Here is a 24,939-nt window from a genome sequence, read left to right on the forward strand (position 1 = left end):
AGTTGTTCGTTAGAAAATTTTGGGGATGATTTTAAAGTGAATTGATTAATTCCTGCAGCTTTTCTTTTTTGCTTTGTGCAATCGGAATATTGGCATTATCCGCCATAATCACATAGCCGCCATCTGTTTTAATGTACGATTTGAGATACGATAAATTGATTAAATGCGATTGGTGAATACGTTCAAAACCGTGTTCTGCCAATAATTCTTCATATTCCTTAAGTGTTTTTGATATCAAAACAGGTTTGTGGTTTTTGATGAAGAATTGGGTGTAATTTATTTTGGCTTCACATCGAATAATATCCGAAACTTCAAATAAATGAATTCCGTCACTTGTTGATAAGGCAATTCTCTTAAAATTGTCGACTTTTTTACGGATGTTTTCCAATAATAAATCAATGTTTTCAAACGAATTATTTTTTCCCACTGCTTCTTTTATTTTGGCCATTGTAAGCTGCAGTTCTTCGGGATCAACAGGTTTTAGAATAAAGTCTAAAGCACTAAATTTAAAAGCTTTCAGGGCATATTGTTCGTGCGCGGTAATAAAAACAACATGCGATTTCAGTTTTCCGTTTGCTTTAGAAAGACGTTCCAGAATATCAAAACCGGTTCCGTCTGTTAAATGAATATCCAGAAAAATAACCTGCGGATTCAGTTTTTCTATTGCAGCGATTCCGGTTTTTACACTTTCGGCTTCGCCAACAATAAAAATATCATTTGTGTATCGTTCTAAAAGCGCTTTTAGTCCGGTTCGTAAATGCTTGTCATCGTCGATTAATAGTGCTGTTATCATGGTCGGTTATTTATGCTTTTTGATATTGAAATTGATATTGTTTTTCGAATTAAGACATATACTGAATTGGCAGATATAAAGTAACTTTTGTACCTGTTTTTTGTTGTGCCGAATTGAGTTCGATAATCTCTATTTTAGCCGATTTGGAAGTGATCGATTCCATAATCTTCAAACGCTTTTTTGTAATTTCCAACGCCATAGACTGATGTGCCGTAACGGAGTTTTCTTTTAAAAGTTTGGATTCTGATAAACCAATTCCGTCATCTGTAATCGTGCAGATTAATTGCTCTTTTTGAACATCAAAATTCACACTGATTTTTCCTTTTCCTTCTTTGGGAACCATGCCGTGCAAAATCGCATTTTCGACAAAAGGCTGAATCAATAATGGCGGTAACCCCATATTAAACTCTACATTTTCTGTGGATTGAATTTCAAATTCAAACTTATCATGAAACCTAAGCTGTTCGAGTTCGAGATAATTCTGTAAACTTTCGATTTCTTTATCAATTGGAATCAATGAACCTTTTGAGTATTCGAGCGTGAGACGCATTAATTTTGAAAATTTAGACAGATATTTTAAAGCAGAGTCAGTTCCGTTCTGAACAATAAAACTCGAAATCGAACTCAGACAATTAAAAACAAAATGCGGATTCATTTGTAAATGCAGTGCTTTCTGTTCGTATTCTGCTACTTCTTTTTTAAGTGTGAGCTGCCGTTTAACCTGCATTCTGTTATAAATTACAATACTTAAAACAATTAATAATAATATTGCAAGGATAGAAAAAATAACGAATTGTGTTTCTCTTTTATGTTTTTCAAAAAGTAAAGCTTCTTTTTTCTTAAACTCGTAATTCATTTCTGCACGGGCAAACTTCATGTTAATTTCCTGATTTTGAATACTGTCACGTGAGCTTACGTAATTTTTGTAATGTGTTAGGGCTAATTTTGTTTCATTTAATGATTCATACAATTCGCTTAGCAGCTTTTCGGTATGATAGGTTTGATCTTGTACGCCAATTTCTTTTGCATACGTTAATGATTTAAGTGCGAAAGAAAGCGCTTCATTATATTTTTTCTGTTTTTGTAATAATAAACCAATATTGTACAGAGCAAGAGAAGCACCAAATTTATTCTGAATTTCCTCGTATAATGTTAGTGATTCCTGATAATAACCAAGTCCCACAGAAAGATTATTTTGTTTGGTATGATAATCTCCCAAATAATTATTTAAAAGTGCAGATCCGCGTTTGTTATTGTTTTTTTCGAAACCTTTTTCTGCTTTTTGATAATATTCAATGGCATTTTTGTAGTTGCCCAATTCAAAATAAATTACACCAATATTGGTCAGCGTCATGGGCGCATTTTGTTCGCCAAGAGCGATTTGTATTTTTGAAGCTTCTTTGAGATAATGCAAAGCTTTAGGATAAATTTGCTGCGATTTATAGAGGACTCCCATGTTATTGAGTACTTTAGAAATGCTTTGTTCTTCCTTAATTTCCTGATATAATGACAAAGCCTGTTCGTAATTTTTCAACGATAAGAGATAATTACTTTGTTCTGAATATACTACGCCAGAACTTGCATACGCTCTTGCCAGTCCTTTTTTATATTGTTTTTGATCAGGATTTTGATTGAGGCATTTTTGAAATTCGGTTTGTGCTTTTTTAAAATATTGTAGGGCAACAGGATAATTGCCCAGAATGATAGAGGCATTTCCTTTGTTGTTATAAGCAGTTGCAAGACCAAAATTATATCCTGTTTTAGTGCTTAAAAAGGCTGCTTTTTGAGCATAAAATAAAGTGGAATCAGTATCAATTTCCTTATATAAATCAGCGATTACATTGTAATGATTAACTTTTGAAGTATCTATTTTGGTAACACGCAAAATGCGCTGCAAACTATCGATCTGACTATTTTGAGCATTTGCAATACCGCCAATAAAACTGAGCAATAAGAAAAGGGTTAAACGTAATTTTAGATTCACCTGATTTGGTTTTTTGGTTGTTGTGAGACAAATGTATAATTTGTTTTCAACTATCATAACACCAATTATTATTTACACCGTTTTGATTATTATTTGATTGTTTTGGGTTATTTGAATGTTTAAGGAAGATGAGAAATGTTTTAAAAACCTATAGAGTTTATAAATTTGGGTGTAAATTTTACTCCAAAGTGCGCTATCCTGAAGCCTCGGGATACGCAAGGTGTGCAAAGTTTATTTATTTCACGCAGATTTAAAAAGATTAAAGCAGATTGTACAGATTCAAGAAGATAATTTTAAAATTAAATCTGCTCAAATCTGTAGAATCTGCGTGAAAAAAAATCATTTAATCTTTTAATCTGTGGCTTTAGATATTATTATTGCTGTTCGATGATTTTAATGATTTGTTTGGGAATTTCTTCAAAACCTTCAATAGAATAGGGTTTAATGAGGTAACCTTTTATACCAAGCAAATCGCATTTTTCCTTATAAGCAGGATTTATACTTGTCGAATAAATAAAACACGGAATACTTTTTAATGTTTCGGTATTTAAAATTTGCTGTAGCGCTTCAATACCATCAATTATAGGCATATTTATATCGGTAAGAATAACGTCAGGAGTTGCGTTGGAAGTGTTTTTTAAATAATTTAAAAGTTCTTCGCCATTTGACACTAAGCTAACTTTATCAAAATCAGGATTTTTATTAAAGATTTCAGAGATTACATCGGCGTCATCTTCGTCATCTTCGGCAATAATAATATGTAGATTGTTTAATTTTGTCATTTTATATTGGAAAATAAAGATTAAATGTGGTGCCTTGGTTGAGAGTACTTTCTACAGTTATATTCCCGGAGTGATTTTCCATGATTTTTTTGCAAATGGCAAGGCCAATACCATTTCCGGAATATTCATTCTTAGCATGTAAACGCTGAAATATTGTAAAAATTTTGAGCAGATGATTTTTTTCCATTCCAATCCCGTTGTCCTTTATTTGAATTTTTACAAATTTATCAGCAGACTCAAAATCATCAATTTGAAAAATTTGTATAACAGGAGGAATATCTGTTTTACTGTATTTAATTGCGTTTGAGATTAAATTAGAAAAAAGTTGTCGCATTTGCACTTTTGAAGCTTGTAATACAGGGAGTTTTCCTATTTCAAAATTAGCTTTTTTATCATTAATTATAATTTCCAAATCCTCATTAACTTCAGCAATTATTTCAACCAGGTTTACCTGTATACGCTCTTCCTGTGCATTATGTGAGGAATAATTTACCAAATCATCCACGAGAGAATTTAATCTTAAAGCAGATAATTTCATTACATTCAGATATTTAGTATCTGTTTCTGAAAGATCTGTTTTGTTGATTCTTTCGTTATACATTACTATTTTTCTAAGCGGTTCTTTAAGATCATGAGATATTACATGAATAAACTCTTCAAGATTAGAGTTTATACGGTTTAGTTCGTTTATTTTTTCCTCAAGCTCTTTTTGATGCTGAATTAAAGCATTTTCGTGTTTTTTCTTTTCTGTTAAATCAGTAACGACAATTCCTAATCCCTGTACAGCTGGTTCAAGATCAGTTACAGATATTGAGGCCAAAAAAGTTTTAGTGCTGTAATTGGTTTTAAATAAGATTTCGTGAGCAGTTATGCCGTATTTTAACGATTCGATAAGAGCAGTAAAATGATCCGAATTATTAAAATATTCCTGTAAATAGTTTCCAATTATTTTTTCCGAAGGTACACCCAAAAGCTCAGAAAAATAATCGTTGCAGTACAGGATCAAACCATTCCTTGAAATACTCAAAGCGCCCTGCCTGAATTTTTCAATTAAAAGCCTGAAAGTATAATCTGCAGTTTCAAGAGAATAAAGCTGTGGTGTTCCGTTATTGCTTACTACTAATGCATCAACATCTCCTGTTTTAATGGCCTCAACAATACTATTAGACTCATGAAGTTCCTCTTTTAATGCTGCTATCTCTTTTAATAAAGATTCGATATGTTTGTTGTTATCGCTCAAATTTGTTCCCTTAAATTTAGTATTTGTAATACTTTTTCCCTGTCTGACAAATCACCTAAAATGATTCTTCTTGGTGCAGGACCTATCTTAATCAATGTTGGTATGGCTACAATTTGATGTATTACGGCCTGTTCTGTATCCCGACTTATATCTATAATTTCCAGTTCGAAATTACCGGCGAGATATTTATCACATATTATTCGTAAATTTTCTATTGCATGCCCTGATTTTACAGACATACCCGAAACAAAAAGCATAAACTTATGTTTTTCCGGTTTTGTAACATCAGATGAGTTGCTCATTATAACGCTTTTAAAGGTTTAATATTGAGCCCCACCAAAACTCTTTCTTCATTAGAAAGATCCCCAATTATTTTACGAATTGGTTCAGGAAATTTTCTGACCAACGTAGGAACGGCCAGGATTTGATCTCCTTCGGCCAACTGCGGACTTTTAAGTAAGTCTATAATTTCGATACTATATTTACCCGCCAAGTATTCTTCGGCGTATTTCTTTATATTTTCGAGTGCTTTAATCGACTTTGGTGTCTGACCTGCGATATATAGCAACAATTGCCATTCGGCTACAGCTTCTTTTTTCATTTTATTGCTATTTTTTTTTAGGATTCAGTTTTTCCTGCAACTCTTCTGTTGCTTTTAAGATACTTAATTCTTCTTCTGCCGATTCAAATTCGTTTCGAAGCGCTTCAATATTAGCTTGAAGTACTTTGCGTTTACGCTCAATTTCTCTGTCTTTTCTGCTTATTTCGTTTTGCAGTTTAATATCTGAAATTGTTTTTTTGAACAAATGTGATTTTCTCGCTGATCCTGTAAGTATTCCCTGCGGGCCTAATTCTATATCAAGCAGTTCAATTCCTTTATTTGTAATGACAAATTCTCTAACCTGATTAGAATGTCCCATTCCTCTGGCTTTTACAATAAAAATTCCTCGGTTTCTTTCGCCAATTCCTTCCATATCGCGTACCGTAATCCAGGTATCAACTAAAGATGATACAGATTCTTCGGCAAGATCAGGTCTGAAATTGTCTGTTTGTTTGTTTAAAGAAGTAAAAAGTGCCGTAATATTATTTGCTTTTAGCATATCTATGAGCCTTACCAGCATCGAACGAACTTCCTGCTCGCTACCAACATTAATAAGATTACTTATAGGATCGATTACTATTGTAGTTGGTTTAAAATCTTTGATAAATTTTCGTAGTGTAAGCAAATGCAGCTCAAGACCATTTAAGGATGGGCGGGAAGAATGAATTTGCAGATTGCCTTTTTTGATATATTTTCCAAGATCAACACCTATAGATTTCATATTACGAACCAATTGCTGTGGTGATTCTTCAAAGGCAAAATAGATAACACGCTCGTTATTTTCACATTGTTTATTGGCAAAATAACATCCAACCGTTGTTTTTGCTGTACCTGCAGTTCCGGAAACCAATATATTACTTCCTCTATAAAACCCACCACCCTGAAACATGTTGTCTAATCCGGGCACTCCCGTAGGAATTACATCCGAAGAAACTTCATTATTCAGTTTTAATGATGTGATAGGCAATACCGAAATTCCGTCCTCATCAATTAAAAAAGGATATTCATTGGTACCATGAGTCGATCCGCGGTATTTTACAATTCGCATTCTTCTGGTCGAAACCTGTTCGATAACACGATGGTCTAAAACGATAACACAATCCGAAACATATTCTTCCAGTCCCTGACGCGTAAGTGTTGCTTCTCCGCGTTCGCCTGTAATAATTGCCGTTACGCCTTTGGTTTTAAGCCAATGAAATAATCTTCGTAACTCAGCTCTAAGAATCGCCTGATTGTCAAGACCTGCAAATAAAGATTCGATCGTATCCAGCACCACTCGGGTTGCTTTTATCGAATCGATGGCATGTCCTAATCTTATAAATAAACCGTCGAGATCATATTCTCCCGCTTCTTCAATTTCCGATCTTTCAACTCTTACATAATCCACTACAAGCTTTTTATCTGCTTTTAGTTTTTCGAGGTCAAAACCAAGTGATTTGACATTTAATGTAAGATCATCCGAAGGCTCTTCAAAAGACATGAAAACTCCGGGTTCGTTATATTCTGTAATCCCTTTAATAAGGAATTGCATAGATAACAATGTTTTTCCGCAACCTGCACCACCGCAGACTAAAGTTGGTCGTCCTTTAGGAAATCCACCATCTGTAATCTCATCCAGGCCGTCTATTCCTGAAGGAGTTTTTGGAAAAATAAAACTATGTGATTTTGTTTGTTTTTGCACGATATAAAATATTCTGTTTACTCAAATATACGTTTTCCTACAATATTTAACATTAACATTTATTAAAGATTTAACAGCTGTTTAAATAATTTTGAGGTCATTATTTAGAAAAAACTGCCTTATTTCACGAATAATAAATGATTAATGCAAATACTCTCGAATTACTATTGAAATTAAGAATTTTTTAAATCAAAAAAAAGAAAGCTGAAGAATATTTTTACTGATGATATTTTTTTCAGCTGTTGTTTTGGCTAAGCCAAGAGCAGTTTCAAAATGCTGATGCGCTTTTTTATTGTCAACATCGGTATATAAATTTCCGAGTAAAGAATAATAGAAGTGATTATCGGTTAAATTGAGTTTTTCGGCTTCAATAATGGCTTCTTTTTTACCATTTACTTTTGATAAGGCAAAAGTGCGGTTTAAAGCCACAATTGGTGAATATTCTAAAATAATCAAATTATTGTACAATTCCAGAATATGCTGCCATTTTTCGGGAGAATCTTTTTTCTGTGTATGCCAATAGGCAATTCCGGCTTCGAGATGGTATTTAGAAAGTGTATTTCCGGTTGAAGATTTACTTAAAAAATACGTTCCTTTATCGATTAATTCATGATTCCAAAGTAATTCATCCTGATCCTGATATAAAATAATTTCTCCGTTTTCTGAAGTTCGTGCTTCAAATCTTGAAGAATGAAAACACATCAAAGCCATTAAAGCATTCGTTGCAGGTAAATTGGTACTTTCATTCTGAATCAATAAATAGGTGAGGCGCATCGCTTCTGCACAAAGATCTTTGCGTAAAGTAGTATTTTGCGATGTAGAATAATAACCTTCAGAATATAGCAGATAAATCGTTTTTAAAACTGTCTCAATTCGGTCGTTAATTTCTGCCGAATTAGGATGCTGAATTTTAATGTTTTCTTCTTTGAGCTTTTCCTTGGCACGATTGATTCTTTTATAAATTATTTCTTTATTAGATAAAAAAGCGTCTGAGATTTCATTGATTCCAAAACCGCATAATAAGTTTAGCGCCAATGCAATCTGAGCTTCGTTTGAATTACAAGGATTACAAACCGTAAAAATCATTGCCAATTGGCTATCGGCAATATTTTGTTCCGATAAATCAATTTCTGTTTCCGGATTATTAAGAGGTGTGTTGTATTTTATTTCGGTTACAATCTTCTTTTCAAAAACATCATTTCGTTTAAAATAATTTTTGGTTTTATTTTTCGCAACTGTATAAAGCCAGGCAGTAGGATTATCCGGAATTCCTTTTATAGCCCAGGTTTCGGCTGCAGCCAAAAATGTATCGCTCACAATATCCTCAGCAATCTCAATATGATGAATACCAAACAGATTACTAAGTACCGAAACTATTTTCTGGTATTCTGTCCTGAATAAATTTGGTATGAGTTCTTTTTCCATCATAAATATAAAATTTCAAATTTTTTATCCCGAAGTCTCGGGACCAAATTCCAACATAAACTGCGGTTATTGTAACCGTAAATCTTTGTCAAAGTTTTAAACTTTGACAAAGATGCCTAAACTCTTAAAAAAATTCCAGTCTTCTATAATTGGAATTTGGAATTTAAAATTTGGAATTTAACTATTCACCGCCATTCTAATCTCTACATTACCGCCTAAATTCAAAATTGGGCAATTCTGTGCGATTTCGGCCGCTTCGTCATAATCCTTGGCTTTTACGATAATCATTCCGCCAATAGATTCTTTGATTTCTACGTACGGACCGTTTGTTACGTTTTTGTTATTGGTGACAATTTTTCCCTGTCCGTCCCAGCGTTGTAACGGTCTTGCCAGTTTATCCTGTGCAGCCAGACTTCCGAACCAATTTTGCCATTGCTGAAAATGCTGCTGCATTTCTTCCGGAGAAGGCTGTATTTCTTTAGTTGTAAAATCTCTTCTGAAAATTAATAAAAACTCGTTCATTGTTTTATGTTTTTAAATTAAAAATCTTTTTAATATTGAATATTTTTTCACGCAGATTTTAAAAAGATTTAAGCAGATTCACGCAGATAATTTTCCAAATTTAAATCTGCTTAATCTGCCAAATCTGCGTGAAATAATAATCTTTTAATCTGTGGCTATAAAAAAGCTGTTTTACATTGAAGAGATAAATTTACTATTTTACCTCATATAAAAAACAGCTTGATTTATTTATCCAAATTGCCCAACTCTGTAAGAACCTACATTGTTTGGAAAAGCAAGATTTAAACGGTTCCATGTATTGATCGTTGTAATAGCCAAAGTAAGATCGATCAATTCTTCATCAGAAAAGTGTGCTTTTGCTTCATTATAAACATCATCAGATACATGACAGGCAGTTACAGCTTCAGCATAGGCAAGTGCGGCTCTTTCTTTATCTGTATAAAAAGGAGTTTCTCTCCATGCACTTAAACCAAACAAACGTTGCGGGGTTTCTCCTGCCGCCAAAGCTTCTTTTGAATGCATATCCAGACAATAAGCACAACTATTGATTTGTGATACTCTAAAATCTACTAAATCTACAAGTGATTTTTCAAGACCTGATTTTTTTAAATAAACAGTAATTCCAAATAAAGGAGTTAATGCTTTTTGACCTTTTTCGAATAAATTAATTCTAGTTTCCATCGTGTATAGTTTTAAATGTTATACCCTAATGACAACCGAACTTTCAGAATTGGACAAATTTTTAGAAAAAAAATAAAAAATATTTAACAGCATCCCGAAGCCTCGGGACGCAAAGGTTTTTTTAAAGTGTGTTAACAATACATCCCGAAGCCTCGGGACGCAAAGTTAAATCAACACAAAGCTTGTGAATTCTGTATTTAATCATAGCGCACGGTTTTAACCGTGTGGATTGTGATATGAAAGTTTGAAACATGGGATTATGATATGAAAATATAGCGCACGGTTTCAACCGTGGGGACATGTATGTGGAAATATATTGCGTTCCAACGGTTGAAACCGTTGGCTATGTTTTTTATAATCTGTAAAGTATTTGGGCAGAAACGCCTTTGTTTATTGGGACAAAATGTGTGTACTGTATACCAAATTGTATAAAATTTACACACACTGTTTTGTTGTGAAGCTAGATAAATAGCTCTATAACAGCGAAAAAGCATAATGGCATAAGGGTTGCTTACTGAGATAATGTGATTCTGTATACAATTTTAATAAAACAGAGCACAATTTAATTAAAAGCCATTTCAGATAAAAATAAAATAGAAGACAAACATGGAAAGTGAAACAATTATCTCAAAACAATTTTATTCTTCAAGTGATACCAGTAATGTAGAACAAACTTTAAAAAGTTCCATTTTTCGCATTAATAACGACACTACCACTAAAAATATTGCACGAACATCAAACCCATTAAATTTATTTGTACTTGCGGGTACTTTTATCTTAATGTTTGCAGGTGCTTTTGCAGTTTATCTATTACAAGATGACTTTGATCAGTTTCAGTTAGACAGAATCAATTCAACATGGGGTTATCCTTTTTTAATCGTAACCATATTATTGTTTTTCTTCCAAACAGGAGCTTTTCTTTATAATGTATATTTATTTTTCAAATACAAACCGATCGAATCAGTTAGTGATGAATTATTGCCAACTACTACTATAATTGTTCCTGCATACAACGAAGGAAAATTAGTTTGGGATACTTTATTAAGTTTAGCAAACAGCGATTATCCAGAAGAAAAAATGCAATTATTAGCCGTTGATGATGGTAGCAAAGATGATACATGGTACTGGATGCAACAGGCAAAAATTAAATTAGGGGATCGTTTGACGATTTTTCAACAGCCTGAAAACAGAGGAAAACGTCACGCACTTTACCGTGGGTTTGAATTAGGAACAGGAGAAATTTTTGTAACGGTAGACAGCGATTCTATCGTAAAAACAGATACTTTACGAAATCTAGTAAGTCCGTTTGTTACAAATGAAAAATGTGGGGCAGTTGCAGGAAACGTTCAGGTTTTGAATAATAAAAAAGCAATTCTTCCTAAAATGTTAAACGTAAGTTTTGTAATGAGTTTTGAATTCATGCGTTCTGCAGAAAGTATGTTAGGATCTGTACTTTGTACTCCGGGTGCTGCTGCAGCTTATCGTAAAACGGCTGTTTTTGGATGTCTTGACGAATGGATCAACCAAACTTTTATGGGACAGCCATCGGATATTGGTGAAGACCGCGCTATGACAAACATGATTTTAAAACAAGGAAATCACGTATTGTTTCAAAGAAATGCTACTGTATTAACAAACGTTCCTGAAGAATATACAGGTCTGTACAAAATGTTCATTAGATGGGCGAGAAGTAATGTTCGTGAAAATATTGCGATGTCTAAATTTGTTTTTAAAAATTTCAGAGAAGGATCTAAATTTGGCTCAAGATTGTTACTTATAAATCAGTCTTTAAAAATGTTAATGTCTTATCCATTTTTAGCTTTCATGTTCTTTTTTATTGCCATTCACCCGGTATTATTTTTAAGCTCTACATTATTGAGTATATTAATCGTATCTAGTTTCCCAGTGTTCTTTTATGCAAAAAGATATAATTTAAGAGAATCACTTTGGGCATATTCATATAGTCTTTTTTATACCTTCAGTTTATTCTGGATTACGCCATATGCAATTGCAACGGCAAATAAAAGAGGCTGGTTAACACGTGGTTTAACCGAACAAAAAATAAAATAAAAACGCTAAAATAAAACTGCATTAAAATTAGAATAGATTATTTGTTTGAAAGACTCCTGCTGATAAAGTAGGAGTTTTTTTATGGAGTTGAAGTATTACAATAGAATTATGAATTATTGAATAAAAAAAATAACCCAAGGTACGTAAAGCGGATAATTATATAGGAATGGATCTATAATTTTGCACGAAATCCTAAAAAAAAGTTTCAAATACCCAATCTAAAAAAAATACCATGTCTGATTTTTTAAAACAATTTGGAGAAGATCTTCAAAAAAATGTACCAGGTTTTATTGCAGTTTCTGTAGCTGAAATTAAAAGCGGAATGTCATATCACTCACAATCTGTAGTGGCTGATTTTGATCCTGAATTAGCATCTGCCTATAATCTTGAAGTAGTTAAAGCAAAGATGAATGCCATAAAAGCACTAAGTCTGGAAGGACAAACAATTGATAATGTAATGATCACCCTAACATCTCAAATTCATATTATTGATGTATCAGATAATGGAGATTATTTTATCTATCTGGCAGTAGATTCTACAAAGGCAAATTTAGGAATGACAAAATCTATTCTGAATAAATACAAAAAAGAAATTGAAGAAAAATTGTAATACTATTTTTTAGTATTGAAAAGGGAATATCAGTTGGTGTATTCCCTTTTTTTTTGCCTAAAAATTAAATACTAATGATGCTGCTTTATTCGGATTGATTTATATTTAATGCGTAAAACATAAATTGTATAAATGGAGTTACGTGAGTTTTTTGAAAAATATCCGGATGAAGAAACCTGTATCGAAGAATTTAAAAACAAACGTCTTGAAAGCGGTTTGGATTGTAAAAAATGCGAACATAACCAACACACTTTTCGAAGAACTGATTTAAAATTTCAGTGTAAAAAATGTGGCACTCGAATAGGACTTCGTTCAGGAACCGTGATGGAAAATTCAAATTTACCATTTAGGCACTGGATGATTTGTATTGAATTGATGACACTTTCAAAACGAAAATTTTCGGCATTACAAATTCAATATTTATTAGGGCACAAACGCTATGAACCAATTTGGCTAATGGTTCAGAAAATTCATCTCGTCATGCGCACAAGAGATGAAAAATACAGATTAAAAGCTTATACTGATTTTGACAGCGAATTTTTGAAAGAAATAGAAAAAAACAGCATTCTTCAAAAAAGAAATAACAGCAGTATTTAGTAAAAAATCAAAAATAACTGCAAAATTTATTCTTTTAGTAAAATCAGGAATTATTTACAACTAAATGTTCTGTGGTAATATTTATTTTGCCCGTTAATAGTTGTATTAATAATTAAATTATTACATTTGGTAAGAAGGCAATAAGCATAAAACGTTATTTATTGGCATCATGAATTTTTTATAAAGTAAGGCTTAAGTAATACCACAAAATATTAGGAAAAAACATTAGAATATTGTCTAATAAGATTCCAAAAATTTAAAACCAATGGCATATAAAAAGTTTCTCCAAATCGATGACGATTTAGATGATTGCGAATTGTTTATGGAAGCACTTAATGCGGTTTCTCACTCATCATACACAGGAATAAATGATCCTGTAGAAGCTTACCAAAAGCTTTTAATGATGGAAATAAAACCTGACGTAATTTTTCTTGATCTCAATATGCCTGTTATGTCCGGCTTAGAACTTTTGACCGAAATAAAAAAACAGGACGTACTACAGCAAATTCCAATTATTATTTTTTCAACTTCACAGCTTGAAGATATTAAACGAGAAGCCAAACAACTTGGAGCACACGATTATATTTCGAAACCAAATAATTTTAACGACTTAAAACAAATTTTAAGAAAGTATGCTTACGAATCAAAGCATGCATAATTTTTTTAGATTCTTAGAATTATATGATATTACTCAGAACAGATAACTTAAAAAACTTAGTACAGCTATCTGTTTTTTTTTACTATTTTTATTTGCAGAAATAAGTCCAGAGTAATCATATGTATGTTTAATTTTCGAAAATGAAATTATCTACCCAAATCCTTTTAGCATTTACACTGATAATTTTGCTCTCTGTTGCAGACTCATATACCAATTATATGATGTCAAAAAAAGTACAGTTAAACTCCCATTTTCTAGCCAGGTCAGAAGAAATAATCCGTACTTCAAACAAAACCCATAAAGCAATTATCGAAATGCAAAGTGCCTTTAGAGGTTATTTGCTTACAGATGATCGTGTTTTTTTAGATTCTTATTTTAGAGGCCTTAAAATTGTACCGCTTTTAGTAAATGAGCAAAATTTGCGTATTGGTAATGATAATTCGCAGCGCGTTATTTTTGATTCGATTAATACGCTTCATCATAATTGGCTTCATTATTCTGAAAAACTCATTCAGGCAAGAAAACAAAATCCTAATTCTTTTAATAATTTCTTCGAAAATTCACTAAAAAAACACATCGGTAAAAATATCAACGATGAAATCTCCAAAAAGTTCACAAGATTCGACCGAATAGAATATAAAAGAAGAAAACATCATAGTGAAGAGTTGCTTATTTCTCTCAGGCACACCCGAATTTTTTCTCTCATTTTCCTAACTTTGACTATTATAGTAGGGGTTTCCAGCACGTTTTATATCATGGAAATTACGACCAAACGAATTTCATCGATGGTTAGTCTGGCCGAAAATATTTCTAAGGGAAAATTCACAAGTATTGAAGATACCAGAAATGATGAATTAACGGCTTTGGCATCATCATTAAACAGTATGTCCGGCAAACTTGATAAAAACATCCACGAACTTAAAAACAGAAACGCCGAACTTAATAAGTTTGCTTATGTCGTTTCTCACGATTTAAAAGCGCCCATACGCGGAATTCATAACGTAATAACCTGGATTGAAGAAGATTTGGATGGAGAACTTTCTCCTGAATTAAAAAGATATTTAGCTATTATTCCGCAAAAAACCAGACGAATGGAAGCCCTAATTAATGGTTTGCTAGATTATGCACGACTAAATATTAAAGTTCCGCCAGAACACATTGATACCAACAATCTGGTGCATGAAATTGCAGATTCGATTGTGCCAAGGAATTTCAAATTAGAAATAGGGCATTTGCCTGAATTATTTACAGAACGAATAAAACTCGAACAGGTTTTTGCTAATTTAATTAGTAATGCCGTAAAATATACCACTCGGGAAGATGCCGTAATTGAAATTAGCTGTAGAAAATATTCTCATTTTTATGAGTTTTCGGTAAAAGATAACGGAATTGGTATTGCAATAGAATATCATCAAAAAATATTTGAAATATTCCAGACACTTCGTGAACAAAACGAACAGGAAAGTACAGGTGTTGGACTTGCAATTGTTAAAAAAATTATCGACGATCAACAAGAACATATTATTGTGATCTCTAAAGTTGGAGAAGGTACAGAATTTATTTTTACCTGGAGAAATAGTTAGAATTATGAAAAAGCCGACCATTTTATTAGTAGAAGATGATGAACTCGACATTATTAGTGTAGAAAGATCATTAAAAAAATTAGAAATTGAGTATGAACTTCATTCCGCTTACAACGGTATCGAAGCCTTAAAACTGTTACGCGATCCGGACTTAAACCTGAATCCGCAAGTGATTCTTTTGGATATTAACATGCCAAGAATGAATGGAATAGAGTTTTTGAAAGTGCTTCGGGAAGATGAAAAACTGAAACATTTGAAAGTTTTTATAATGACCACTTCTTCTGAAGGAGAAGATCGGTTTGGGGCAGAAAAACTTGGGATTTCAGGCTATATCATAAAACCTCTAAATTATAATGACAATACCAAAAGATCAGATTCTATGGATGCTTTTGTACAATTTCATTTAAGGAAGATTTTGATTGAAAGTATGTGAGAAGTTCGATGTTAGGCGTTAGAAGAAAGAAGATAGATTTTAGAAGCAAGATTTTAGAAGAAAGAAGCAAGATTTTATAGAATAGTTACAAACAAATAAACTATTCAGGCAAAAGATAAATTTAATTCATTTTAAGAATTATGAAAAAAGCAAATGAAGAATTCGAAGAATCTGTTTTAACAGATGCTGAATTTTTAAAGATTTTAATTAAAGTTAAAAACGGGAATTTTACACAGCGTTTTCCAACAGATCAAAGCGGTGTAAAACGTTCGATTTGTGATACTTTAAATGAAATTATTGATCTTAACGAACGAATGGTTTTTGAATTCCAGAAAGTAGGGAAAAGCATTGGTAAACAAGGAAAACTAACCAATCGTGTAGCGCTTGATGGTGCGAGAGGTTCGTGGAGTTCTTGTGTGGATTCGGTTAATACGCTAATTTCAGATCTGGTGCATCCAACGATCGAAATTGCACACGTAATTACATCGGTTGCAAAAGGAAATTTATCTCAGGAAATGCCCCTTTCTATTGAAGGAAACCCACTTCAGGGAGAGTTCCTCAGGATTGCAAAAGAGGTAAACGGAATGGTAAAACAGCTGAATTTATTCTCGATGGAGGTGACCCGTGTGGCACGTGAGGTAGGTACAGAAGGAAAACTGGGAGGTCAGGCAAAAGTGCGAGGTGTAGGTGGAGTTTGGAAAGATTTGACCGATTCTGTAAATAAAATGGCCTCGAACTTAACAGGTCAGGTACGTAATATCGCCGATGTAACAACCGCTGTAGCAAAAGGAGATTTATCTAAAAAAATTACCGTAGACGTAAAAGGAGAAATCCTGGAGCTGAAAAATACAATCAATACGATGGTGGATCAGTTGAACTCATTTTCATCTGAGGTAACCCGTGTGGCGAGAGAGGTAGGAACCGAAGGAAAACTGGGAGGTCAGGCGCAGGTAAAAGGTGTCGGCGGAACATGGAAAGATTTAACAGATTCGGTTAACCAGATGGCATCCAACTTGACAGGTCAGGTACGTAATATTGCCGATGTAACCACGGCCGTGGCAAAAGGAGATTTATCTAAAAAAATTACCGTAGACGTAAAAGGAGAAATCCTCGAACTTAAAAATACGATCAACACGATGGTGGATCAGCTGAATTCATTTTCTTCTGAAGTTACCCGTGTGGCAGTAGAGGTAGGATCTGAAGGAAAACTGGGAGGTCAGGCGAGAGTGCGAGGTGTTGGTGGAGTTTGGAAAGATTTGACCGATTCGGTAAATCAAATGGCATCCAACTTAACCGGTCAGGTGCGTAACATTGCCGAGGTAACAACCGCCGTGGCAAAAGGAGATTTATCTAAAAAAATTACAGTAAACGTTGCAGGAGAAATTCTGGAACTTAAAAATACGATCAACACCATGGTGGATCAGCTGAACTCTTTTGGTGCCGAGGTTACCCGTGTGGCGCGTGAGGTAGGTTCAGAAGGAAAACTGGGAGGTCAGGCAAAAGTAAAAGGAGTTGGAGGAACGTGGAAAGATTTAACCGATTCGGTGAACCAAATGGCATCGAATTTAACGGGTCAGGTGCGTAACATTGCCGAGGTAACAACGGCCGTTGCAAATGGCGATTTATCTAAAAAAATTACAGCTGTCGCCGAAGGGGAAATCTTAGAGCTAAAGAAAACCATTAATACGATGGTGGATCAGCTGAACTCTTTCTCATCTGAGGTAACGCGTGTGGCACTTGAGGTTGGTACCGAAGGAAAACTGGGAGGTCAGGCCAAAGTAAAAGGTGTCGGCGGAACCTGGAAAGATTTAACAGATTCTGTGAACCAAATGGCATCCAACTTAACCGGTCAGGTACGTAATATTGCCGAGGTAACAACGGCCGTAGCAAAAGGAGATTTATCACGCCAGATTACCGTAGATACAAAAGGGGAAATTCTGGAGTTGAAAAACACCATTAATACGATGGTGGGTCAGCTGAACTCATTCGCATCCGAGGTAACCCGTGTGGCGCGTGAGGTTGGTACCGAAGGAAAACTGGGAGGTCAGGCGCAGGTTGAAGGTGTTGGTGGAACCTGGAAAGATTTAACAGATTCGGTGAATCAGATGGCATCGAACTTAACAGGTCAGGTGCGTAATATTGCAGAGGTAACAACTGCGGTAGCAAAAGGAGATTTATCGCTCCAGATTACCGTAGACGTAAAAGGAGAAATCTTAGAATTAAAAAATACGATTAATACGATGGTGGATCAGCTTCGAGGCTTTGCTTCGGAGGTAACAAGGGTTTCGCGTGAGGTAGGAACAGAAGGAAAGCTTGGAGGTCAGGCAAATGTGCCGGGAGTTGCCGGAACGTGGAAAGATTTAACAGATTCCGTTAACCAGATGGCGGGTAACTTAACCGCTCAGGTACGTAATATTGCCGATGTGGCGATTGCCGTAGCCAACGGAGATATGTCCCGAAAAATTACCGTTGACGTTCGCGGGGAAATTCTTCAATTAAAAGAAACCTTAAATACGATGGTAGATCAGCTTCGTGAGTTTGCATCCGAGGTAACTCGTGTAGCGCGTGAGGTAGGTACCGAAGGAAAACTGGGAGGCCAGGCAAATGTACCGGGAGTTGCAGGAACCTGGAAAGATTTAACGGATTCTGTGAATCAGATGGCAGGTAACTTAACCACGCAGGTACGTAATATTGCCGAGGTTACGATTGCCGTAGCAAACGGGGATATGTCGAAAAAAATTACGGCCGACGTTCGTGGAGAGATTCTTCAATTAAAGGAAACCGTAAATACGATGGTGGATCAGCTTCGTGCCTTCGCATCAGAGGTAACTCGTGTGGCGCGTGAAGTTGGAACGGACGGAAAACTGGGCGGACAAGCGTTCGTTCCCGGAGTTGCCGGAACCTGGAAAGATTTAACGGATTCGGTGAACCAGATGGCATCCAACCTTACGGATCAGGTGCGTAATATTGCAGATGTAACCAAAGCCGTGGCTAATGGCGACCTTTCTAAACAAATTACCGTAGACGTAAAAGGGGAAATTTTGGATTTGAAAAACACCTTTAATACGATGGTAGAACAGCTAAACTCATTTGCATCCGAGGTAACTCGTGTGGCGCGTGAGGTAGGTACCGAAGGAAAACTGGGAGGGCAATCTGAAGTAAAAGGGGTTGCCGGAACCTGGAAAGATTTAACAGACTCGGTTAACGTAATGGCTTCGAACTTAACGGGTCAGGTACGTGGAATCGCAAAAGTAGTAACATCCGTAGCAAAAGGAAACCTAAAACAAAAATTATCAATTGATGCCAAAGGAGAGGTAGCACAATTAACAGATACAATCAACGAAATGATTGATACGCTGGCAACTTTCTCTGATCAGGTAACCACTGTGGCACGTGAGGTTGGGGCAGAAGGAAAACTGGGAGGTCAGGCGAATGTACCTGGAGCATCAGGAACGTGGAAAAACTTAACAGAAAACGTAAATCAGCTTGCGGCGAATTTGACAACGCAGGTACGTGCGATTTCTGAGGTGGCATCGGCGGTAACGCAAGGGGATTTAACGCGAACTATTGGTGTTGAAGCCAAAGGTGAGGTTGAGGCCCTAAAAGATACAATCAACCAGATGATTTCGAACCTGAAAGCAACAACATTGCGTAATCAGGAACAAGACTGGCTGAAATCGAATTTGGCTAAATTTACCCAAATGCTTCAGGGGCAAAAAGAATTGAATTCGGTTACAAAAAAAATCCTTTCGGAGTTGGCGACGGTTGTAACCGCTCAGCACGGACTTTTCTATATTCTGCAGGAAGATGAAAATTTTGATGATTCAAAATTGAATTTGATTGCATCATACGCTTACATCAAAAGAAAAAACTCGCCAACGCAATATGCAATGGGCGAAGGATTAATTGGTCAGGTTGCGGTTGAAAAAGAAAGAATTATTCTGAGTAATGTTCCTAAAGATTACATCAAAATAAACTCCGGACTTGGAGATGCAAAACCAAAAGACGTTATCATTTTACCCGTACTTTTTGAGGGACAATTAAAAGCCGTAATCGAACTGGCTTCATTGGATACTTTTAGCGAAACCCACTTAGATTTCCTTGAAGGATTAACAGAAAGTATTGGTATTGTATTGAATACGATTGAATCAAATTCAAGAACCGAAGAATTATTGGTACAATCACAATCGTTGGCAAGCGAGCTAAAAAGCCAGCAGGAAGTATTGAAAAATACGAATGAAGAACTGGAAGAAAAAGCATTCTTATTAGCGAATCAAAAAGAAGAAGTAGAGCTTAAAAACCAAGAGGTCGAAGTGGCAAGAAAAGCGTTGGAAGAAAAAGCCGATCAGCTTACATTGACATCCAAATATAAGTCTGAATTCCTTGCAAATATGTCGCACGAGTTAAGAACTCCGCTGAACAGTTTGCAGATTTTGGCCAATGAATTAATTGCGAATCGCGACGGAAATTTATCCGAAAAACAAATTCAGTTTGCGAAAACGATCAACTCTTGCGGAGATGACCTTATTCAGTTAATTAACGACATTCTGGATTTATCAAAAATCGAATCAGGATATATTTCGGTTGATTATAATCCGATTAGTTTTGATGAAATCAGTCACTTTGTGGCTTCTACTTTCAACCCGATTTCAGAAGCAAAACATTTGCGTTTCAATATTATTATGGATGAAAATCTTCCTGAATTGATTGAAACAGATTCGCAGCGATTGAATCAGATTTTGAAAAATTTACTTTCAAATTCATTCAAATTCACCGAAAAAGGAGAAGTAAAACTGAAAATTTACAAAGCAAATAACAACTGGAAAACGAGTAATATAAATCTCGAAAATGCCGAAGCGGTGGTTGCTTTCGAAATTTCAGATACGGGAATTGGTATTTCTAAAGAAAAACAAAACATAATATTCGAAGCTTTCCAACAGGCAGAAGGTTCTACAAGCCGTAAATACGGTGGTACAGGTTTAGGATTATCCATTAGCCGCGGACTTTCTGACTTATTAGGAGGAAGTATCGAATTGGAAAGTGAAACCAACATTGGTAGTAAATTTACCTTATTCCTTCCATTGAAATACGTTCATATTGCCGAAATTGAAAACATTGACGTAACAGAAGAAACAGATCTAAAAGGCCGCATTAAATCGTTGCCGTCAGAAAGATTTAATCGATCTGATATTGATTTGTTCTTTGTCGATGAAGTTGGCGATGACAGAACCGACATTAAACCAGGCGATAAAGTTTTACTGATTGCAGAAGATAATCTGACTTTTGCCAAAATTATGCTCGAACAAGCACACAATAATGGCATAAAAGCTATTGTTACTACAAAAGGAAATGACGTTATTGACTTCATCAATCAGTTTCATCCGCACGCCATTACGATGGATTTGAATATGCCGGACACGAGCGGCTGGAAAATTCTGGACAGACTGAAGACTGATTTTAATTTGCGTCATATTCCGGTTTATATTATTTCTGGTGAAGATGAAAGAAACAAAGGCCTTAAACGTGGTGCAAGAAACTTTCTTCTTAAACCCGTTAAAAATGATTCGTTAACAAATCTTTTTAATGATATTCATGATTTTAAAAATAAGAAAACCAAAAATCTGCTGGTTGTAGATGATAATGAAACCGATCTTCAAAGAATCCTCGACGCTGTACGTGGAGATGATATTCAGGTTTTAAGTGCAAAAACAGCCAAAGAAGCGGTTACTTTAATTAGCAAAAAATCATTTGATTGTATTATCTTAGATTTGGTTTTACCAGATGCAGACGGTTTAGATCTTATTACTGACCTGGAGAATAACATTGCAGGGCAGGAAACCGCCATTATTATACATTCAGCAGGAGATGTAAATAATAAACAAAGGGCCAGATTAAACAGGTTTGCACATAGTATTATTTTAAAAAGCTTCGATTCTCTGGATGAACTTGTAGATCAAACGGCATTATTTATGCATCGTGTGCATAAGGAACTTCCGGAACAAATGCGAGAAAGAATTGAGTCTTTCTATTTGAAAGAAGATGTATTACAGGGCAAAAAAGTGCTTTTGGTTGATGATGACGTCCGAAATTTATTTGCATTAACCACGGCCTTAGAGCGTTACGGCCTTGATGTAATAAGTGCAGAAAGCGGTCAGGAAGCAATTGATATACTAAACAATGACGAAGCGATAGATATTGTTTTGATGGATATTATGATGCCCGAAATGGACGGTTACGAAACCATGAAACGTATTAGAAAAGACGAAAAACATAAAGATCTGACAATTATTGCAGTAACCGCAAAAGCGATGAAAGGCGATAGACAAAGATGTATCGAATCCGGAGCTTCAGATTATATGACAAAACCTGTAAATGTTGAACAATTATCCACGTTGATGCGTGTGTGGCTTAAATAAGATATTCAATGAAAAGTAACATTGCAGATAATCCAATCAAAATTTTGATTGTAGATGACAAAAAAGAAAATCTGCTTTCATTACAGGTAATTCTCGCCGACAGAGGTTACAAATTTGTCGAGGCATCTTCGGGAAAAGATGCCTTGAGAATTCTATTGAAAAATCAGGATTTTGCAATTATATTAATGGACGTGCAAATGCCCCTGATGGATGGTTTTGAAACCGCTGAGTTGATTCGTCAGAGTGATAAATTAAAACATGTTCCAATTATATTCCTGACCGCAAACATGAACACCAACGAGTATATTTTTAAAGGATATCAATCTGGTGCAGTAGATTATATGATTAAACCTTTATCTCCGGAAATTTTGCAGGCCAAAGTAATGGTTTTTACAGAATTATTTAGAAAAAATCAGGAACTGCGTGCCAAGGAAGAAGAAACCAGAACCTTAAACGAAATCATTTTAAAAGCCAATACCAAACTTGAGGCTCAATATGCGGCGATAGAAAAACATGCCGAAGAACTCAAAAAGAAAAATACAGAACTGGATGCCTTTACCTATATTTCAAGTCATGATCTTCAGGAACCTCTAAGAAAAATACAAACGTTTACAAATCTGATACTTTCAAATGAATATCCGAATTTATCTGAAGACGGAAAAGCAAAATTCAACCGAATTTTGTATTCGACAAACAGAATGAGAGAATTAATCAATAGTCTGCTTACTTTTTCCCGCACCACTATTGTAGACAGGAGTTTTGAAACTATTGATCTGAATAAAATTGTTGCAGATATTCAGGAAGCTTTACAGGAAAATATTTTAGAAAAAAACGCTGTAATTGAAACCGATTTGCATGGATTGGCGTGTATTATTCCATTTCAGTTTATGCAATTATTAGAAAATTTAATTTACAATTCTATTAAATTTGCCAAAGAAGACGAATCTTTAATTATAAAAATTAGCAGCCGTGTAGCAGATGGCGCAGAATTGGATGAAAAATTAGTTCCAAATAAAAAATACTGTCATATTCGTTTTGTTGACAACGGCATCGGTTTTGATCCGCAGCACAATGAAAAAATATTTGGTGTTTTCCAGAAATTACACAGCAAAGATGTTTACGAAGGCACCGGAATTGGGCTTGCCATTGTTAAGAAAATAGTGGAGAATCACAACGGTTTTATCACGGCAAGCGGAGAACCAATGAAAGGGGCGACGTTTAATATTTATATTCCGCATTGATTATAATTTTTTTCAGGAGCTAATCCCGCTATCCGTTTCAATCTTTTATTTTTTTAAAGAAAAAAAATAAAAGGATTTCCACTTCTATCGGGGCTAGGACAATCATTTTCATAAGAGTATTTTCGTGTAGTTTGTTCTTGCGAGGAACGAAGCAACCTCACTAACAATAGTCTACAAAGTTTGTCATTTAGAATATTTCCGTGCAGTTTGTCATTTCGAGGAACGAGAAATCTCCGCAAGTAACTCCGCAACGAAAATCCAATCTTTGTCGAGCTTCTCACGGAGATTTCTCCTCCGTCGAAATGACAAACAGTACGTTTAGTTATTTTTTGTGATTAATTTATTTGTAATAAATAGCTAGTGATATCAATAAAATAATATCATGAATAATAATAATCCGCTAGGATTTACATATTGGTAGAAAAAAATAAAATCCCCAAACAAAAATATCCCGTAGGGATTACACTCAAATTTTAGGATGAAATTTAGCAATCTTAAAATTCTTCGATTTAATAATTTTCCCGTTATCGGTAATCATAACACATGAATATTCAGGATATTTATTGATTAATTTTAATCCCGCATCTTTTCCTAAAACCATTAACGATGTACTGAAACCGTTTGCCATTTCAGCATTTGGACCAAAAACTGTAACACTGCAAAGCCCTGTAGACGGATATCCCGTTGCAGGGTTGATAATATGCGAATATCGTTTTCCGTTTAAAACAACAAACTTTTCATAACTTCCTGATGTTGTTACCGCGCCATCATTTAAAGGCACAACGGCAAAAAGTTTATTCGTATCAAAAGGATTTGTCATTCCGATATTCCAGTCTTTGCCATTTGGCTGTTTTCCCCAGGCCGTCATGTCGCCAGAGCCGTTTACAATTCCTGCTGTTATTCCTTTGCTTAGCATCATATCACGGCATTTATCGGTTGCATAACCTTCGCCCAAAGCGCCAAAGCCAATTTTCATTCCCTTTAATTTTAAAAAGATAGTCGATTGAACACTGTCGAGAATAATATTTTGATATCCCACTTTTGCAACAGATTGTTTAATAGCTTCATCCGTTGGCATTGTTGTCATCGAACCATCAAATTTCCAGATTCTGTCCATAGCGGCAAAACTCACATCAAAACCGCCATTTGTAATTTTCGAAAACTGAAGTGCTCTCTGGGTTAATTCAAAAACTTCGCGGTCTACTTTTACAGGAGCAATTCCGGCATTTCTGTTGACTTCAGAAACCTGAGAAGTTGGTTTCCAGTCAGAAATCAGGTTTTCTATTCTGGTAATTTCTGCAATAACAGTATCAATCGAATTTTCTGCGGTTATAGAATCTTTCGCAACAATGCTAATGTCGAATCGCCCTCCCATAAGAAGGGTGGTTCTTTTACGTAAAATTTGTGCATTTGATGTAAAACAACAAAGCATTAATAAAAGAGTTGCGAAATATTTTAGATATGATTTAGTTTTCATAATTATTTATTTTTCACGCAGATTTAAAAAGATTTAAGCAGATTTTAGTCTGATTTTTAAGTCTGGTTTGTCATTTCGACGGAGGAGAAATCACATCCAGAGAGCGACGTACTGCGTGTCTTTACTTTATGTGATTTCTCCTCTG

18 protein-coding genes and 1 pseudogene are annotated in these 24,939 nt (G+C 34.9%); 8 read left to right on the forward strand and 11 right to left on the reverse strand.

Annotated features, from left to right (window positions below):
- Positions 1 to 31: 31 nt before the first annotated feature.
- The 10 genes from BUE22_RS04745 to BUE22_RS04790 all read right to left on the reverse strand — a co-directional run bounded on the left by BUE22_RS04745 (position 32) and on the right by BUE22_RS04790 (position 9,709).
- Positions 32 to 793 (reverse strand): LytR/AlgR family response regulator transcription factor, encoded by a 762-nt coding sequence (locus tag BUE22_RS04745; RefSeq protein WP_042563725.1) that lies wholly within the window; start codon positions 791 to 793, stop codon positions 32 to 34.
- A gap of 49 nt (positions 794 to 842) precedes the next feature.
- Positions 843 to 2,834 (reverse strand): tetratricopeptide repeat-containing sensor histidine kinase, encoded by a 1,992-nt coding sequence (locus BUE22_RS04750; RefSeq protein ID WP_073393940.1) that lies wholly within the window; start codon positions 2,832 to 2,834, stop codon positions 843 to 845.
- 317 nt (positions 2,835 to 3,151) lie between these two features.
- Complete coding sequence (locus BUE22_RS04755) at positions 3,152 to 3,559, reverse strand: response regulator (protein WP_073393941.1); 408 nt, start codon at positions 3,557 to 3,559, stop codon at positions 3,152 to 3,154.
- A 1-nt stretch (position 3,560) separates the two neighbouring features.
- Positions 3,561 to 4,799 (reverse strand): sensor histidine kinase, encoded by a 1,239-nt coding sequence (locus tag BUE22_RS04760; RefSeq protein ID WP_073393942.1) that lies wholly within the window; start codon positions 4,797 to 4,799, stop codon positions 3,561 to 3,563.
- Entirely contained in the window at positions 4,796 to 5,101 is a 306-nt protein-coding gene (locus tag BUE22_RS04765) for a circadian clock KaiB family protein (RefSeq protein WP_042563730.1), read from the reverse strand. Before BUE22_RS04765 ends, BUE22_RS04760 begins: the two co-directional genes overlap by 4 nt.
- Positions 5,101 to 5,400, reverse strand: coding sequence for a circadian clock KaiB family protein (locus BUE22_RS04770; RefSeq protein ID WP_073393943.1), 300 nt, complete (start codon positions 5,398 to 5,400; stop codon positions 5,101 to 5,103). The genes BUE22_RS04765 and BUE22_RS04770 overlap by 1 nt, the downstream gene beginning before the upstream one ends.
- A 7-nt stretch (positions 5,401 to 5,407) precedes the next feature.
- Complete coding sequence (gene kaiC / locus BUE22_RS04775; protein ID WP_073393944.1) at positions 5,408 to 7,081, reverse strand: circadian clock protein KaiC; 1,674 nt, start codon at positions 7,079 to 7,081, stop codon at positions 5,408 to 5,410.
- A gap of 189 nt (positions 7,082 to 7,270) precedes the next feature.
- Entirely contained in the window at positions 7,271 to 8,509 is a 1,239-nt protein-coding gene (locus BUE22_RS04780) for an RNA polymerase sigma factor (RefSeq protein WP_073393945.1), read from the reverse strand.
- Between the two features lie 174 nt (positions 8,510 to 8,683).
- Positions 8,684 to 9,028 carry a YciI family protein gene (locus tag BUE22_RS04785; RefSeq protein ID WP_073393946.1) on the reverse strand — a complete coding sequence of 115 codons (345 nt, stop codon included), beginning with the start codon at positions 9,026 to 9,028 and terminating at the stop codon, positions 8,684 to 8,686.
- Between the two features lie 228 nt (positions 9,029 to 9,256).
- Positions 9,257 to 9,709: a carboxymuconolactone decarboxylase family protein gene (locus tag BUE22_RS04790; protein ID WP_073393947.1), complete on the reverse strand. Its 453-nt coding sequence runs from the start codon at positions 9,707 to 9,709 to the stop codon at positions 9,257 to 9,259.
- Between the two features lie 606 nt (positions 9,710 to 10,315).
- Here BUE22_RS04790 and BUE22_RS04795 point away from each other — a divergent pair.
- The 8 genes and pseudogenes from BUE22_RS04795 (at position 10,316) to BUE22_RS04830 (ending at position 23,317) form a co-directional block, all read left to right on the forward strand.
- The gene (locus BUE22_RS04795) at positions 10,316 to 11,779 is read left to right on the forward strand and encodes a glycosyltransferase family 2 protein (RefSeq protein ID WP_073393948.1); all 1,464 of its coding nucleotides are present in this window, start codon (positions 10,316 to 10,318) and stop codon (positions 11,777 to 11,779) included.
- 232 nt (positions 11,780 to 12,011) lie between these two features.
- Positions 12,012 to 12,389, forward strand: a complete 378-nt coding sequence (locus BUE22_RS04800; RefSeq protein WP_073393949.1) for a hypothetical protein — start codon at positions 12,012 to 12,014, stop codon at positions 12,387 to 12,389.
- 132 nt (positions 12,390 to 12,521) lie between these two features.
- Positions 12,522 to 12,903: pseudogene (locus tag BUE22_RS04805) on the forward strand (IS1595 family transposase); the annotation flags it as partial.
- A gap of 348 nt (positions 12,904 to 13,251) precedes the next feature.
- Positions 13,252 to 13,644, forward strand: coding sequence for a response regulator (locus BUE22_RS04810; protein ID WP_073393951.1), 393 nt, complete (start codon positions 13,252 to 13,254; stop codon positions 13,642 to 13,644).
- 140 nt (positions 13,645 to 13,784) lie between these two features.
- Positions 13,785 to 15,227 (forward strand): ATP-binding protein, encoded by a 1,443-nt coding sequence (locus BUE22_RS04815; protein WP_073393952.1) that lies wholly within the window; start codon positions 13,785 to 13,787, stop codon positions 15,225 to 15,227.
- 4 nt (positions 15,228 to 15,231) lie between these two features.
- Positions 15,232 to 15,660, forward strand: coding sequence for a response regulator (locus BUE22_RS04820; RefSeq protein ID WP_073393953.1), 429 nt, complete (start codon positions 15,232 to 15,234; stop codon positions 15,658 to 15,660).
- Positions 15,661 to 15,800: 140 nt separating this feature from the next.
- Positions 15,801 to 22,076, forward strand: coding sequence for a HAMP domain-containing protein (locus BUE22_RS04825; RefSeq protein ID WP_073393954.1), 6,276 nt, complete (start codon positions 15,801 to 15,803; stop codon positions 22,074 to 22,076).
- Positions 22,077 to 22,084: 8 nt separating this feature from the next.
- A complete protein-coding gene (locus BUE22_RS04830; RefSeq protein ID WP_073393955.1) occupies positions 22,085 to 23,317 on the forward strand; it encodes a response regulator in 1,233 nt (410 codons plus the stop codon).
- A 466-nt stretch (positions 23,318 to 23,783) separates the two neighbouring features.
- On the opposite strand, the gene BUE22_RS04835 is transcribed toward BUE22_RS04830, so the two are convergent.
- Positions 23,784 to 24,794: an FAD:protein FMN transferase gene (locus BUE22_RS04835; RefSeq protein ID WP_084540205.1), complete on the reverse strand. Its 1,011-nt coding sequence runs from the start codon at positions 24,792 to 24,794 to the stop codon at positions 23,784 to 23,786.
- Positions 24,795 to 24,939 lie beyond the last annotated feature (145 nt).

This window comes from Flavobacterium pectinovorum (genome assembly GCF_900142715.1).
In the GTDB taxonomy this organism is placed as follows: domain Bacteria; phylum Bacteroidota; class Bacteroidia; order Flavobacteriales; family Flavobacteriaceae; genus Flavobacterium; species Flavobacterium pectinovorum.

Coding starts and splice junctions, on each gene's coding strand:
- BUE22_RS04810 (WP_073393951.1), top strand. CDS start 13,252: ATGGCATATAAAAAGTTTCTCCAAATCGATGACGATTTAGATGATTGC.
- BUE22_RS04835 (WP_084540205.1), bottom strand. CDS start 24,794: ATGAAAACTAAATCATATCTAAAATATTTCGCAACTCTTTTATTAATG.
- BUE22_RS04755 (WP_073393941.1), bottom strand. CDS start 3,559: ATGACAAAATTAAACAATCTACATATTATTATTGCCGAAGATGACGAA.
- BUE22_RS04820 (WP_073393953.1), top strand. CDS start 15,232: ATGAAAAAGCCGACCATTTTATTAGTAGAAGATGATGAACTCGACATT.
- BUE22_RS04800 (WP_073393949.1), top strand. CDS start 12,012: ATGTCTGATTTTTTAAAACAATTTGGAGAAGATCTTCAAAAAAATGTA.
- BUE22_RS04825 (WP_073393954.1), top strand. CDS start 15,801: ATGAAAAAAGCAAATGAAGAATTCGAAGAATCTGTTTTAACAGATGCT.
- BUE22_RS04770 (WP_073393943.1), bottom strand. CDS start 5,400: ATGAAAAAAGAAGCTGTAGCCGAATGGCAATTGTTGCTATATATCGCA.
- BUE22_RS04795 (WP_073393948.1), top strand. CDS start 10,316: ATGGAAAGTGAAACAATTATCTCAAAACAATTTTATTCTTCAAGTGAT.
- BUE22_RS04830 (WP_073393955.1), top strand. CDS start 22,085: ATGAAAAGTAACATTGCAGATAATCCAATCAAAATTTTGATTGTAGAT.
- BUE22_RS04790 (WP_073393947.1), bottom strand. CDS start 9,709: ATGGAAACTAGAATTAATTTATTCGAAAAAGGTCAAAAAGCATTAACT.
- BUE22_RS04750 (WP_073393940.1), bottom strand. CDS start 2,834: ATGATAGTTGAAAACAAATTATACATTTGTCTCACAACAACCAAAAAA.
- BUE22_RS04785 (WP_073393946.1), bottom strand. CDS start 9,028: ATGAACGAGTTTTTATTAATTTTCAGAAGAGATTTTACAACTAAAGAA.
- BUE22_RS04765 (WP_042563730.1), bottom strand. CDS start 5,101: ATGAGCAACTCATCTGATGTTACAAAACCGGAAAAACATAAGTTTATG.
- BUE22_RS04745 (WP_042563725.1), bottom strand. CDS start 793: ATGATAACAGCACTATTAATCGACGATGACAAGCATTTACGAACCGGA.
- BUE22_RS04780 (WP_073393945.1), bottom strand. CDS start 8,509: ATGATGGAAAAAGAACTCATACCAAATTTATTCAGGACAGAATACCAG.
- BUE22_RS04815 (WP_073393952.1), top strand. CDS start 13,785: ATGAAATTATCTACCCAAATCCTTTTAGCATTTACACTGATAATTTTG.